At 41.1% G+C, this 16246-nt stretch carries 6 protein-coding genes and 2 pseudogenes; 6 read left to right on the top strand and 2 right to left on the bottom strand.

Annotated elements, in window-relative coordinates; all coding sequences use genetic code 11:
* Positions 1 to 56 precede the first annotated feature (56 nt).
* The gene (locus F6K54_RS03950; protein WP_293074774.1) at positions 57 to 764 is read right to left on the bottom strand and encodes a polysaccharide deacetylase family protein; all 708 of its coding nucleotides are present in this window, start codon (positions 762 to 764) and stop codon (positions 57 to 59) included.
* A 1169-nt stretch (positions 765 to 1933) separates the two neighbouring features.
* On the opposite strand from F6K54_RS03950, the gene F6K54_RS03955 reads away from it, so the two are divergent.
* From F6K54_RS03955 to F6K54_RS03980, 6 genes and pseudogenes are all read left to right on the top strand, one after another.
* The gene (locus F6K54_RS03955) at positions 1934 to 7372 is read left to right on the top strand and encodes an ATP-binding sensor histidine kinase (RefSeq protein ID WP_293074777.1); all 5439 of its coding nucleotides are present in this window, start codon (positions 1934 to 1936) and stop codon (positions 7370 to 7372) included.
* Positions 7373 to 7765: 393 nt separating this feature from the next.
* Positions 7766 to 7981, top strand: a pseudogene (locus tag F6K54_RS03960) (sensor histidine kinase); the annotation flags it as partial.
* 466 nt (positions 7982 to 8447) lie between these two features.
* Positions 8448 to 13841, top strand: a complete 5394-nt coding sequence (locus F6K54_RS03965) for an ATP-binding sensor histidine kinase (protein WP_293074782.1) — start codon at positions 8448 to 8450, stop codon at positions 13839 to 13841.
* Between the two features lie 1016 nt (positions 13842 to 14857).
* Positions 14858 to 14983 carry a hypothetical protein gene (locus F6K54_RS03970; protein WP_293074786.1) on the top strand — a complete coding sequence of 42 codons (126 nt, stop codon included), beginning with the start codon at positions 14858 to 14860 and terminating at the stop codon, positions 14981 to 14983.
* 237 nt (positions 14984 to 15220) lie between these two features.
* Positions 15221 to 15493, top strand: a complete 273-nt coding sequence (locus F6K54_RS03975; RefSeq protein ID WP_293074790.1) for a transposase family protein — start codon at positions 15221 to 15223, stop codon at positions 15491 to 15493.
* Positions 15487 to 15684, top strand: coding sequence for a hypothetical protein (locus tag F6K54_RS03980; protein ID WP_293074792.1), 198 nt, complete (start codon positions 15487 to 15489; stop codon positions 15682 to 15684). Before F6K54_RS03975 ends, F6K54_RS03980 begins: the two co-directional genes overlap by 7 nt.
* A gap of 196 nt (positions 15685 to 15880) precedes the next feature.
* Here the strand turns inward: F6K54_RS03980 and F6K54_RS42680 are convergent.
* A pseudogene (locus F6K54_RS42680) lies at positions 15881 to 15985 on the bottom strand (transposase); the annotation flags it as partial.
* Positions 15986 to 16246: the final 261 nt, after the last annotated feature.

The following is a 16246-nucleotide window of genomic DNA, read 5'->3' on the forward strand; positions in this document are numbered from 1 at the left end:
TTTTTTACCTTTTTTTTTAATTTAACTCTTCTTCCTTATTCCCTCTTCCTTCACTTTTAACTTTTAACTTTTGACTTTTGCCTTGTGCGGAGCGCTATATTTGTTTGCCACATTTTGTCTATAGAAATAAACTCGTAATTTTTTTCTAGTAAAATCGGAATTATTTCAGCAGTTATTTTTGCCACATCTTGACCGCCATAACATCCATCATGCAAAACAATAATAGAACCATTAGAGGTTTGCTGAACTACTCGATTAACTACAACAGAAATTCCTGGTCTAACCCAATCTTCAGGTACTACACTCCACATAACATTTCGATATCCCCATTCCTGTAATAATTTTAAAGTTTGAGGTAAAAATACACCATTGGGAGGACGAACATCGCAAACTAATTTTGCTTCTAATCCACAAGCATTATAAATAGAAAGCTGTGTTTTTTTTAAACTAGACTTAAGTTGAATAGGAGTTAGTTGAGGAAATGATATATGTTCGTAGCCATGTAAACCAATCCAATGACCTTTTTCATATATAGTTTTAGCTATTTCTGGATAACGATCTATACATATACCTAACCAAAAAAAGTTAGCTTTAATCTGATACTTATCTAGAACTTCTAATAATTGAAGTGTATATTCTGGATGTGGTCCATCATCAAAAGTAAGAGTAATTTCTGATTTTTGTTTATTTCCTTGCCATAAACAATTAGGAAAAGCTGATTTTAATATTGGATGTAAAATAGGAAATAAAGGTGCTAGTGCCATAATGAAGTCAGAAGTTGTTAAAGTCAAAAGTCAAAAGTCAAAAGTTAGAAGTGATATTTTATATCATGTTCGGTTGAATACTTACACTTTGGAGGAAGGAAGGTAGAAGGCAGAAGGCAGAAGGGAAAGAAAGGTTCAAGGCCAGAAGTTTTTTTGTAACTGATTATCTGAACATGATATTAGACCCAATTATTTTGATAAATGGAAGTTATTTTGCTCTAAATTATATCTTAAATAAGCAAGAAGGAAGAAGCAAGAAGGAAGAAGGAAAAAGCAAGAGGAAGAAAAGGAGAAAGTTTTTTTCGTGTAAGCGGAACGGAATTCTATTACGCTCTTAATGATATTACAAGGATATATTTGCGTCAAAAATTTAGAAGCAAACAGTAGTAAATGAGATAGAGGCAACAATTGAAAATACTCCCCACACCTCCCCCACTCCCCCCCCCCCCCACCCCCCTACTCCCCTACCCCCCCCACCCCCCCCCCTCCCCCCACCCCCCCCCCCCCCCCCCCCCCCCCCCCCCCACCCCCCCCCCCCCCCCCTCCCCCCCCCCCCCCCCCCCACTCCCCCCCCCCCCCCCCCCCCCACTCCCCTGCCCCCCCCCGCGCTCCAAAAAAAACAACCCAACCCATCACAGTACGACCCCACCTCTCTAAAAACTGTATTATCACTATTCAACCGGACATGATATAATATCATGTCCGGATAAGAGCGTAATAAAAAACTTTCTCCTTCAACTCCAGTTCTTCTTCTTTCTTCCCTCCTGACTCCTGACTCCTGACTCCTGACTCCTACGTCGTTATTTATTTATAACTGTTCAACCGAACATGATATTACCCTGGATTTTCCCCAAATTTATCGATCAATAATTTTGGTGAAAAAATGGATTTTTCAGAAATTCTGTTGATCAGACCTAGATTCTTTGGGAGCTTTTTCCTACCTCCACCCCTAAAAATCGCCCGTTTTTCCTAACTTTTCTCCAAATTCCGGTAATGTTGCCCCCAATTCTCAATCATATCGATTATTTATTTGACTTTGAAACAGCTCTGCCTTAAAAGGGGAGGCTTTAGACCCTATTTTTTGGTAAAAGTGATGCTTCTCACAGCTTACTATCTTTTTTAACTCATACAATTGATTAGGATTTCAACTGTCCTAACGAGGCTCAAGTATGTTAGATCATCTCCTACCTTCTATTCCAGGCTACACTCTGACCGCACAACTCTATGCAGGAAGTCATACCGCTGTTTATCGGGCGATTAGCGATTGCCATGGGGAATCGGTGGTGATTAAGGTGCTGCGATCGCCCTATCCAAACTTCAGGACGTTAGTCCGCTTTCGCAATCAGTACATAATTGCCAAAAACCTTGCCTTTCCTGGCATTGTCAAACCCCTGGCCTTAGTCTCCTGGCATCATAGCTATGCCTTGGTAATGGAGGACGTATGGGGGATCAACATACAGGACTATGTCAAGACCCACGGTCGCCTTTCGATAGAACAGGTGATGGCCATTGCTATACAGCTAGCAAATAGTCTCCACCATTTGAGTCAGGAGCGAGTCTTGCATAAGGACATCAACCCAGCCAATATTCTGATTCATCCCGACACCCACCAAGTCTGGCTGACGGACTTTAGCCTGGCCTCGCTGTTGCCCAAGGAAAGCCAGGAATTACAAAGTCCTGGTACTTTAGAAGGAACTCTGGCCTACATCGCACCAGAGCAAACCGGGCGCATGAACCGGGGCATTGACTACCGAGCCGATTTCTATAGTTTAGGAGTTACTCTCTACGAATTGTTGACTGGGGAGCTACCCTTCCAGAGCGATGACCCGATGAAGTTAATCCATTGTCACATCGCAAAAGCTCCCATGTCGCCGTGTGAGGTTTATAAAAGGCAGAAGGCAGAAGGCAGGGACACAATTCCGAATTCCCCTATCCCTAAACCTCTCTCCGATATTGTCCTCAAACTAATGGCCAAAAATGCCGAGGACCGCTACCAGAGTGCCTTGGGCATCAAGCATGACTTGCAATTGTGTTTGTACCAATGGCAGGTGTCTGGGAAAATTGAGCAGTTTGTATTGGGAGAACGAGACTTGTGCGATCGCTTCCTCATTCCAGAAAAACTCTATGGAAGGGAAAAAGAAGTACAAAGTTTGCTTGATGCCTTTGAAAGAGTAGCATCCCCCCCAACCCCCCTTGGTAAGGGGGGAGGAGCAGAAATGATGTTGGTAGCGGGATATTCCGGTATAGGGAAAACAGCAGTTGTTAACGAGGTTCACAAACCAATCACCAGACAAAAAGGATACTTGATCACAGGAAAATTCGACCAATTCAATCGTAATATACCCTTTTCTGCTTTCGTCATTGCCTTCCGAGATTTAATGGGGCAATTACTCGGAGAGTCTGATATTGAATTGCAAAAGTGGAAAGGAAAAATCCTAGAAGCAGTGGGAGAACAAGGACAAGTTCTCATTGATGTCATTCCCGAACTTCAACACATCATCGGACAACAGCCTCCTGTTCCTGAACTTTCTGGCAATGCAGCCCAAAACCGCTTTAACCTTTTGTTTGAGAAATTTATCGCCGTTTTCACAACAATTGAGCATCCCTTAACGCTGTTTCTCGATGACTTGCAATGGGCAGACTCAGCATCATTAAACTTGCTGAAAGTGCTGATGGGAGGAACTCGGACAGAATATTTACTGCTGTTGGGAGCATATAGAGATAACGAAGTCTTCCCCGCACATCCACTAATGTTAACCTTGGCAGAATTAGAGAAGCGGTGCGACTCCGCGTCGGCGAAAGACGCAAGGGAACGCGCACCAAGAAAACAAAACGCAACGATTTCAACCATTACTCTAGCCCCATTATCTGTGGCTCATATCAATCAATTGGTGGCGGAAACACTTAGTTGTTCAGTAGAGTTAGCCACGCCTTTAACCGATTTAGTCTATCAAAAGACAAAAGGCAATCCCTTCTTTACAACTCAGTTCTTAAAAGGATTATATGAGGATGAGTTAATTACCTTTAATCAAAATTTAGGATATTGGGAATGTGATTTGGTGCAGGTGCGAGAAGCAGCTCTCACTTCGGATGTAGTGGAATTTATGGCGGGACGACTGCACAAGTTACCCGATGCCACCCAGGAAGTGTTGAAATTGGCTGCTTGTATTGGTAATCAATTTGATTTAGAAACCTTAGCCATTATTTGTGAAGCTCCTAGCGAAGAAGTAGCAGCTAATCTTTGGAGCGCCCTGCAAAGTCGTCTAATTTTACCCCAAAGTGAAGCCTACAAGTTTTTCCAAGGGATGGAAGATGAAGATCAAAGTCAGAATATCCCAGTGAGTTATCACTTTTTGCACGATCGCGTGCAACAAGCTGCCTATTCTTTAATTCAGAACGAACGCAAGCAAATAACCCACCTTAATATTGGGCGTTTATTATTGCAGACAATTTCTCCAGGAGAACAGGAAAAAAATCTCTTCAAAATTGTCAATCAGTTGAATATGGGGATTTCCCTAATCGAGCAACCAAAAGAACGAGAAGAGCTAGCACAATTGAATTTAGTGGCTGCACGGAAAGCCAAATCTTCTGCTGCTTACAATGCTGCTGCCAGCTACTTAAATATAGCAATTGAACTGCTACATACAGAGATTATTTCTGCTGAACCATGGCAAACTCATTATGAATTGATGCTGCCATTACATAATTTACTCGCTGAAGTAAGCTATCTCAACGGCGAGTATGAAGCATCACAGCAACAGACACAAACAATAATTGATCATGCTAAAGATATCCTAGAACAGGTTAAAGCCTACGAAATCAGGATTTCACTGTCAGTAGCACAAGGTCAGTGTCTGATGGCTTTGGATGTAGGGTTAGAAATCTTGAGTCTGCTCAATGTTTCCCTCGACGATGCTCCCTTACCAGATATCGATATCGATCGCCTTTACATTTTACCTGCAATTACCAGTCCCCAAATCATTGCAGCTTTAAGTATTCTCAGTAAATTATGGGCACCTGCCTTTATTGCCAATCCCCAGTTGCTACCGTCGATCATTTTAACGATGCTTAACCTGTCTGTAAGCTATGGTAACTCAGCAACAGCAGCATTTGCCTATTCTCTTTATGGGATGTTGCTCTGTGGCAAGATGACGGATATTGAATTGGGCTACAGCTTTGGACAACTAGCACTGCATACCCTTGAACGATATGAAGATGCGGAATTAACCTGCAAAGTCAATCAACTATTCCATGCCTTTATTCGCAACTGGAAAGAGCCAGCACGCGATCGCGTTGGATGTCTAGCCGATAACGTATTAACTGGCTTAGAGACTGGTGACATTGAGTTTGCTTGTTATTCTGCAATTAACTATTGCGATAACCTTTGCTTAATCGGCGAATCCCTAACCGTTATTCATCAAAAACAAACCTACTACATTGAGCTGATCGAGAGTCTCAAGCAAGAATTTCAATATTTTGTTGCCGCAATCTGGGCACAGTTCGTTGAAAATTTAATGGGTATGGCTGTGGAGCCAACACAGCTTGTGGGACAAAGGTTTGACGAATCTGCACAAATTCCCAAACTTCAAGAGACCAGAGCAATTACTTCCTTGTTCTTTGTCTATACCACTAAAACTATGCTCAATTATTTGTTTAACGATTACGAACAAGCCCTGATTCATTCCCAGTCGGCGATTAATTACGAAAAAGGTGGAGAGGGAATGTTACCGATTACTCAGATTTCCCTGTATCGGGCATTAGTATTATTAGCTCTTTACCCCACTGCTAACCCTCAAAGGCAGACTCAAATCCTAGACGAGGTGAAAACTCATCAACAACGCCTAGAATTATGGGCAAATCACGCCCCGGAAAATTTTCAGCATAAACTAGATTTGGTAGCTGCGTCAAAGGCAAAAATTCTAAGTCATCGAGAGGAAGCAATAGAGTTATATGATCGCGCTATTACCGGAGCTAAAGAAAACGAATATATTCAAGAAGAAGCCCTTGCTAACGAACTGGCTGCTAAATTTTATCTCGACTGGGGCAAAGAAAAATATGCAGCCCTCCATATACAAGAAGCCTACTACTGCTATGCCCGTTGGGGAGCCAAAGCTAAAATCGAGGACTTGGAAAAACGCTATCCTCAGCTACTCCAACCTATTCTCCAGCAACCTAAAATGGGATTAACCCCCCACAGTATCTCAAGCTACTTCAGCACGAACACCATCGCCAGTACCACTGATGTAGTGGGATTATTGGATTTCGCAACTTTAATGAAAGCGTTCCGCACCTTATCGCGAGATATTGAAACTGAGCGCGTAATTGCTAATTTAATCCAAATTATTGTAGAAAATGCCGGAGCCGAAACCGTCGCCTTGATGCTATTTAACGATAATATATTAATCTTAGAAGCACAAATGATCGACGGAGAAATTGACCAAAAAGACTCCACCCCAGTAGAGAAAACCAACCAAGTTCCCTTGGAGATAGTCAATACAGTCAAACGCACCCAAATGCCTGTGATTTTAGACGATGCTCGCCAAGAAACACGATATCAAGGAGACCCTTATATTCAAAACCATCAACCCCTTTCTCTACTCTGTTTGCCTTTGCAAGATCGGGGCAAACTCCGAGGCATTCTCTACCTAGAAAACAATCAATCGAAAGGAGCTTTTACAGAAGAGCGGGTGGAAGTTCTCTCTTTACTTTGTGCCCAAGCAGCAATTACCCTAGAAAATGCCCGCCTTTATCAAGAATCCTGTAAAGCTCTGGAACTAGAACGAAGACTCCACGAACTGCAACGCACCCAAATCCAACTGATTCAAAGCGAAAAAATGTTTAGTTTGGGTCAAATGGTGGCAGGAATTGCCCATGAAATCAACAACCCTATTAGTTTTATTCATGGCAATATTGATCATGCCAACGAATATATGGAACAAGTGCTGGAATTACTCACCCTATATCAAAGTCACTATCCTCAGCCACACCAGGACATTGAAATCGCCATAGAGGAGATGGATTTAGAGTTCCTGCGTTCTGACTTTGAAAAACTGTTAAAATCTATGGAAAATGGGAGCGAGCGCATCAAAAATATCGTGACATCCCTACGAACTTTTGCACGTCTGGATGAATCAAAATTAAAACGTGTAGATTTACATAAAGGGATTGAAAGTACTTTAACTATTTTACAAAATCGGTTGCAAAAACAGGACAAACGAGCTGAAATTCAAGTAGTTAAAGACTATGGAGAATTACCTTTAGTGGAATGTTATGCCGGACAATTAAACCAAGTGTTTCTGAATATACTTAATAATGCTATTGATGCTTTGGAAGAATGCGAGGATCAAGATTCTCTAACCCTTCACATTCGCACGGAAACGGATGGAAAACAAGTGAAAATTACGTTCGCTGACAATGGAGTGGGCATGAGTGAAGAAACGCAAAAGCAACTTTTCGATCCTTTTTTTACTACAAAAGAAGTAGGCAAAGGGACGGGATTGGGGATGGCGATCGCCTATCAAATTATCACAGAAAAACACGGTGGTATGATTAGTTGTGATTCAACAGTTGGGCAAGGTACAATTTTTACAATTATGATTCCTAGATAAAATATAGTTTTCCTGGAAACTGACTATAAGTATCCCCCTTTTGGGGAACAATGGCAATTCATATTATGTCCGGTTGAATAATTAGACTTTGGTGTACAGAAGGCAGGAGGCAGGAGGCAGGAGGCAGAAGGTTTTCTCAAGAGTGTCACCTTAATTTTATACACGCTCCGATGCTACCGGACATGATATCATTAGACATCTCCAGAAAAGAGGGAACAGGGAACAGGGAACAGGGAACCCACCCCTCGCCCCTTCCCCTCCACCGGAGGGGAATAATTGATGATGTATGGATAAGAATTGATTTTATTTTTGATTTTTGGAGATGTCTATAAATAGAAAAAGAACCAAATCAGATTAATATTAGCACAGAATTGAGCGCAGACAAAAAAAAGCGTTATGGTGGAAATTGCGGACAACGGCATGGGAATACCCGAAGAAATAAAAGCAAGGATATTCGAGCAAGGGTTTACTACTAAAGGAGTGGGTAAAGGAACGGGTTTGGGGATGGCGATCGCCCATCAAATTGTCACAGAAAAACATGGTGGTAAGATTAGCTGTGATTCAACAGTTGGGCAAGGTACGATCTTTATGATCGTGATTCCCAGATAAAATCTCACTCTTCTTGAAAAAGCCATTGCCAAATCTTTCTAATGCAGGATGGCGGAAATAACTTACCCGTTACAAAATCCTCAAATAATTATATCAATTTCATGAAATATTGTGACAGTGACGACACAGCTCATCTGGCAACAGAGAAAGAAAAACATAAATATTAAAGAGGTAAAAAAGTGAAAACTTTAGAATTGATGGAATTTATGATTTTTTCTTTTAGGAATAAATCACAAATTAAGATGTAACTACTTTTTTTGAATTTGGTATTACAAATCAAAAATGATTGACTTTTAACTTTTAACTTTTAACTTTTAACTTTTAACTTTTGACTTTTAACTTCCGCGTAGCGGCACTAGCTTTCCCCATCTCCCCACACTCTAATCGCTGGACGTTGGCAAAAAAATGAAATAAACTAGGCATAGATATTATAAAAATTAGACTCAAGGATGAACAAAGCAAGCCAATGATGGAGACCAACACAATTAGAGTTGATAATTATCAAGCCCTTGAACTCATCCACGAAAGCGAACGTACCCTAGTCTATCGTGGTATAAATTTGGAGAGCGAGCAATCCGTAGTGGTCAAATTAATGGGTAACAAATATCCATCCTTTAACGAATTAGTTCAGTTTAGAAATCAATACGCCATTGCCAAAAATCTAGACATCAAAGGAATTGTCAAACCTTACTCGCTCTTACGTTACCAGAATGGCTATGCTCTAATAATGGAAGATATAAGAGCCATTTCTCTAGCAGAATATCAGCGCCAATTCTCTGTATCAGTTAAACAATTTTGGGAAATAGCTCTGCAAATAGTAGATACCCTACACCATCTCCATCAAAATCACATTATTCATAAAGATATCAAACCAGCAAATATATTAATTCATCCGGAAACAAAAGAAGTAAAATTAATCGATTTTAGTATTTCATCGTTACTACCGAAAGAACGAACAAGTTTGCAAACCCCCAATGTCTTAGAAGGAACTCTAGCTTATCTTTCTCCGGAACAAACCGGAAGGATGAATAGAGGGATTGATTATCGCAGCGATTTTTATTCTCTAGGTGTTACCTTTTATGAACTATTAACAGGAAAACTCCCCTTTGAAAGTGAAGATGCCCTAGAACTCGTCCATGCACACATCGCCAAAATACCTCCGACAATCTCTGAAACTCAAGTACCGAAACCATTAGTTAATATAGTTATGAAATTGATGGCGAAAAATGCGGAACAGCGGTATCAAAGTGCGTTGGGGCTAAAATACGACCTGGAAAAATGTAGAGTTCAATATCAACAGACTGGGAAAATAGAGCCGTTTGTCTTGGGAGAGCGAGACTTGTGCGAACACTTCCTCATTCCAGAAAAACTGTACGGACGTGAAATTGAAGTACAAACTTTGCTTGATGCCTTTGAAAGAGTAGCATCCCCCCTTGGTAAGGGAAAAGCAGAAATGATGCTGGTAGCAGGATATTCGGGCGTAGGTAAAACTGCGGTAGTTAATGAAGTACACAAACCCATCACCAGACAGAAAGGATACTTTATTAAAGGAAAATTCGACCAATTCAATCGCAATATTCCTTTTTCTGCCTTTGTACAAGCATTCCGCAGTTTGATGGGACAATTACTAGGAGAAAGTGATGCCCAATTGCAAAAGTGGAAAGAAAAAATCCTAGAAGCAGTAGGAGAAAGTGGGCAAGTTCTCATTGATGTCATTCCTGAACTCGAAAGGATTATTGAAAAACAGCCCACAGTTCCCCGACTAGAAGGCAGTGCTGCCCAAAACCGCTTTAACCTCCTGTTTGAAAAATTTATTGCCGTCTTTACAACAATTGAGCATCCCTTAACGATCTTTCTCGATGACTTGCAATGGGTGGATTCAGCATCGTTAAACTTACTGAAAGTACTGATGGGAGATAATCATACAGGATATTTGCTCCTGTTGGGAGCCTACCGAGATAATGAAGTGTTTCCTGCCCATCCGTTGATGTTAACCTTGGGAGAATTAGAGAAACAACAAACAACAATTTCAACCATTACTCTAGCTCCCTTATCTGTTACTCATATCAATCAATTGGTGGCCGAAACCCTGGGTTGTCGCCTAGATTTGGCAGCGCCTTTAACAGATTTAGTCTATCAAAAGACGAAAGGAAATCCCTTTTTTACAACTCAGTTCTTAAAAGGATTGCATGAGGATGGATGGATTGAATTTAATCCCAATTTGAGATATTGGCAATGTGATTTGGTTCGGGTACGAGAGGCAACTCTCACCGATGATGTGGTGGAGTTTATAGCTCGACGGTTGTACAAGTTGCCCGAAGAAACTCAAAAAGTGCTGAAATTAGCAGCTTGCATTGGCAATCAATTTGAGTTAGAGACTTTAGCCATTATCTGCGAAAGCCTTTCTGAGGAAGTGGCTGCAGCTCTGTGGACTGCTTTGCGAGAAGGTTTGATTTTACCTCAGAGCCAAGCCTATAAGTTTTTTCAAGGATGGGAACAAGACAAAGAACAAGCGGATGGTGTTGCCGTCGGTTATCGTTTCTTACACGATCGCGTGCAACAAGCTGCATATTCTTTGACTCCCGAAGCTCAAAAACAGCAAACGCATTTAAAAATTGGTCGATTACTTCTGAAAAATACATCCGGTGAAAACTTAGAAGAGAAAATTTTTGATATTGTCAATCATCTCAACATGGGAATGGGTTTAGTTGTCGGAGATGAGGAGAAAAAACAACTATGCAAGTTAAATCTACAAGCAGGATGCAAAGCAAAAAATACAACAGCTTACGAAGCAGCCATTGAATATTTCTTGTTAGGAATAGAATTATTAACTGAAAATAGTTGGGAGCGCGAGTACGAACTGACCTTAGCATTGTACGAGTTCGCCACCGAGTCAGCCTACCTTAACAGCGACTTTAAAAAAATGGAGCAGTTGGCGGAGGTGGGACTGGAAAACGCTCGCAACTTACTTGATACTATCAAACTTTATGAGGTAAAAATTCAAGCATTAGAAGCTCAAACTCGCTTTCAGGAAGCTCTAGATACAGCCATGATTATTTTGGAAAAGCTAGGAATTAGTCAGTTTCCTAAAGAGCCAGATTCCTCGGACATTGAGCTTTGGTTGGAGCGGGTGAGAGAAAATTTAGGAGATCGTCATCCAACTACCTTAGTAGAGCTACCTGTAATGACCGATCCTAATATACTAGCAGCGATGAATCTTATGTTCTACTTAACTCCTACCGCTTACAAATATAAGCCAATGTTGATGGTGTTAATCACTTTTGAAGAAGTAATTTTATCTCTTCAGTATGGCAATTCACTGGTTTCTACTTATGCTTATTCAGTTCAAGGTTTAGTATTATGTAACACTTTTGGCGAGATCGAAAAAGGATATCAATTTGGTCAACTAGCACTCGAACTTCAACCAGAAAGTAATGCGGTTGCTTATGGCCGAGCTTTTTATGTGATGAATGCTCTGATCAAACATTACAAGGAGCATTTGAGAAATAGTCTTAAAGGTCTTAAAGAAGCTTATGTAGCCTGTCTAGAAGTTGGAGATCTTGAGTTTGCTGGCTACGCCATTGCATTTTACTCATTTTATAGCTATCTAAGCGGCACAGAATTATCTGGGCTGGCAGAAGAAATGTCAGCCAATAGCAAAGCCTTAGAACGGATCAAAAAGACAACTCCTAAAAACTGGATCGATATCTATCGCCAGATCGTCGATAATTTGTTGGGGCGCTCTCAAAACCCTTGCGTGATTGTGGGTAAAGCCTATAATGAAGAAAAAATGCTGCCCCTTCGCAAACAAGCCAACGATTTAACAACCCAGAGTTATTTGTATGTTCCTCGCGTATTTCTTTGTTATTTATTCCAAGACTGGGATGGCGCATTTGATAGTCTTGAAAATGCAGAGAAGTGCTTGGGGGGAGCTGCAGGAACAGCATTAGTGACTCTCTTTTACTTTTACCAATCTCTGTTGATGTTAGCCGAGTTCACCTCACAACCGGAAAGCGAATGCCGAGAGAGGCTCGAAAAAATTGCTGCCAATCAGAAGCTATTGGAAAATGCTGCAATTCACGCCCCAACTAATTATTTGCACAAATGGCATTTGATTGCAGCAGAAAAACATCGGGTGTTAGGCGAGAAAATGGAAGCAATAGAAATGTACGATCGCGCTATAGCCGGAGCGAAAGAAAACTCTTACATCCAAGAAGAAGCATTAGCTAACGAACTCGCTGCTAAATTCTATCTGGAATGGGGCAAGGCAAAAATTGCCACTACCTATATGCAGGATGCCTACTACTGCTACGCCTATTGGGGAGCTAAAGCCAAGGTTGATAACTTACAAAAGTGCTATCCCCAACTTCTGAGTCCAATTCTCCAACGGCAACAATTGGGTTTGACTGCCAACAGTAAGATAACTACTCTCACCAAAGGAACGGTTTCCAGCACAAGTAAAGGAACTGGAGAACTGTTAGATTTAGCTAGTTTAATGAAAGCCTCCCGCAGCCTTTCCGAGGAAATCGACCTCGATTGCGCCATTGCCAACTTCATGGAAGTCATCCAAGAAAACGCTGGAGCCGAAACTGTTGCCCTTATGCTCTTTCAAGAAGATCTTCTCATGCTTACAGCCTATGCTACACAAGAGGAAATGTCTGTAATCAGCATTCCAGTTGAAACAAGTAACAATGTCCCCTTAACCTTCGTTAATCAAGTTAAAAATACACGGGAACACCTTGTCTTAGATAATGCCAAAGAAGACAACAACTATAGCCGAGATGACTACATCCAAAAGCATCAACCACAGTCAGTATTATGTATACCTTTAATTGACAGAGGCCAACTCATCGGCATTCTCTACTTGGAAAATAATCAAGTATCGGGAGCATTCACCAGTGATCGCGTAGAAATTTTAAATTTGCTCTGTTCCCAAGCTGCTATAACACTGCAAAATGCTAAATTATACGATAAAGAACAGCAAGCGCGAAACAAGTTACAACAAGCCTTAACAGATTTACAACAAGCCCAGTTGCAACTTGTTCAAAGCGAGAAAATGGCAACATTGGGCAATCTAGTAGCAGGGGTTGCCCATGAAATCAATAATCCTGTCGGTTTTATCGGAGGCAATGTGGAAATGCTCAAGGAAAATCTAGGCGATCTGTCCGCAATTATTGAAGGCTATCGCGAAGAATTGCCAGAACCTAGTCCCAAACTGACTGAGGAGATTGAAGAATTGGATCTGGATTTTCTGCTGGAGGATATTCCTAAAACAATTGCATCAATGGCAGAGGGATGCGAGCGGATTCGCCATATCAGCACATCTCTGCGCACATTTTCCCGCACGGATACCGAAAATAAAACCGAGTTTAATCTGCACGATGGGATAGACAGCACCTTATTAATTTTAAAATACCGTCTGAAAGCGAACGAGCAAAGACCTGCCATTGAAATTGTTAAAAAATATGGGGAGATTCCAGCAGTAAAATGTTATCCGGGGCAACTAAATCAAGTTTTTATGAACTTATTGGCAAATGCAATAGATGCTTTAGATGAAAGCAATCAAGGAAAAACTTTTTCAGAAATAGAAAAAGAACCAAATCAGATTAATATTAGCACAGAATTGAGCGCAGACAAAAAAAGCGTTATGGTGGAAATTGCGGACAACGGCATGGGAATACCCGAAGAAATAAAAGCAAGGATATTCGAGCAAGGATTTACTACTAAAGGAGTGGGTAAAGGAACAGGTTTGGGGATGGCGATCGCCCATCAAATTGTCACAGAAAAACATGGTGGTAAGATTAGCTGTGATTCAACAGTTGGGCAAGGTACGATCTTTATGATCGTGATTCCCAGATAATATCATGTCCGGTTGAATAGTTAGACAATGGTTGTCCGAAGGCAGGAGGCAACCCACCCCTAACCCCTCCCAGGAGGGGAAGGCAGGAGGCAGAAGGTTTTCTTTCATTGTCACCTTAATTTTATACACGCTCCGATGCTATCGGACATGATATCATGTGGTATTTGGGTGAAATTTTGGTTGTTTTTTTTGCCTATATTTGCACCTTGTTTCCAGTTATCATTTTTTCCTATGACTACAGTACCAATATTATTTGTCACTAAATAATTGACAACTAATTTACTGGTGTTATGCAGATAATTGGAAACAAAACGATTTCGGGGAATCGGTTAACGCTTCAATATATCCGACTGTTTTTTCTGTTCCCTTTGAGATGACTTTGGTACTTGGCTTTACGCTTATTATAAAGTTGATTAACACTTTTTAGTGGCTTCCCGTTCACAAGCATAGGCCTAACACCAGGCTTGACAAGTAGATAGAGCTACCTTACTGTCAATCCCTAAGTCTATTCCGGCTACATATGTTGAGTGTATTTGTGGCTGAAGAGTTTTTTCACGCCACTACTTCAATTATATAGCAGCTAGTAGCAGGTACTATCCTGACTTCGATTACAGTTTCCACAACTACAGGTATGCATGATTTCACTCATGGATAAGTGACAAATACCATCTTTTAGAGGGGCTTTATAGACTGATTCCTTTGAATATATAACTACCCGATCGACCTTTGCTTTTGTCCTTATACTTTGGTATTTTTGGTTTGCCTAAAAACTTTCCTGGATGTGCGTGACCATTCTTTGATTGCCTGAAAATAACCACGCCAAGTTGCAACTAGGCATTTTATTATTTATTTTGATACTTTCGTTGGTAATGCTCTCTCCGGCATCACTATCTTTGGTAGCGTGGTATAGCTTGGTTAAATCTAGACTTTTTCCACACTTGAAAAAATGCTGACGACAATAGACTTGTCGCTTAATAAGGTAAAGTAAGAATTAGTAGGGTATTTGAAATGGGACAATGTTAGATATCAATCGGGTGCTAAAAGAAGACCGCCTACTAAGGGCATTGACTGGACTAAATCGTAAGGCATTCGATGAATTGTTAGAAGCTTTTTGTGTCCAACTTAAGTTGGAAGCGATATAGCTGCCGCACTTGCTCCGCCAACGCCAATACCCAAAAACCAAGACTCCGAGCTTTGGGAGGGGGAAGAAAAGCGCGATTGCGACAGGCTTCATACAAGTTATTTTTTATCTTGTTCTACTTTCAATGCTACCCTACCTTTGATGTGGCAGGAGTGTTGTTTGACTTGCACTTTACTCAGAGCACACCATTGGATGTTGAGACTACAACCATTGCGCTTAGAGAGCTTTGGGGGAAAAAATGGCCTTGCCAGAACGTAAGTTGCAGAGCATTGAAGAATTCATTACCAGATGGAAATCTGCTAAAGAAGTAATGATTGATGGTACAGAACGCCCAATCCAGCGCCCAAAAGACAATCAAAAGCAGAAAAATTATTACTCAGGTAAAAAAAAGTGCCATACTCGTAAACATCTGATCATGACAGACTCAGATAAAAGGGTTCTCGTCCTATCAAAAGCAAGAGAGGGCAAGGTTCATGGGCATTCGGCAGTTAGACGCGCGAAAAATTGGTAGATTTTGTGCCTGATGAAGTGAAAATTCATGTAGATTTGGGTTTCCAGGGATTACAGAAGGAATTTGTCAACATCAAAATTCCCACGAAAAAACCTAAAGGAAAGGAACTAACTGAGGAACAAAAACTTTTCAATAGAGAGAAAAGTAGCGTTCGCGGAGCGTTGCGTTACTCTGTATCGCGTCAAATGTGAACATACAATATCTGGCGTGAAGAGATATAATGCAGCGAGAGGATTGTATCGAAATCACATCAAAGATGAGCGACGATCGCTTTATGTTCACTGCGGCTGGACTCTGGAATTTCTACCTGATGGCAGCATAGTTTAATGATTGAAAGGTAGAATTTTCCATTTAACTTTAAGGTTTTATTTCGCGACAAGTCTAATAATAATTAGCCAAGTTGTACAAGTTTTTTGATTTAAAGGCTAACTCATCACACACCCGCCAATACTGATGTGTTCGGTTAATAATATGTCTGTCAACAAGTCGCATTCACCCACTATAATTCATCTTAAGTCCTGTACCTGTTTAAGGGTACAACACTTTTCTTATAATAGCAACTACGCTTTTACAATTTTCATTCAACAGTTAATCACTCGTTACAAAATCCTCAAATAATTAGGGTTTGCTGAAAAAGTCTTTTTGTTCTTTGTAGGAGACAGGGGACAACCCACCCCTAGCCCCTCCCCACCCCCCCCCCTCCCCCCCCCCCCCCCCCCCCCCCCCCCCCCCCCCCCCCCCCCCCCCCCCCCC

The organism is Okeania sp. SIO3B5, assembly GCF_010692555.1.
Lineage (GTDB): Bacteria > Cyanobacteriota > Cyanobacteriia > Cyanobacteriales > Microcoleaceae > Okeania.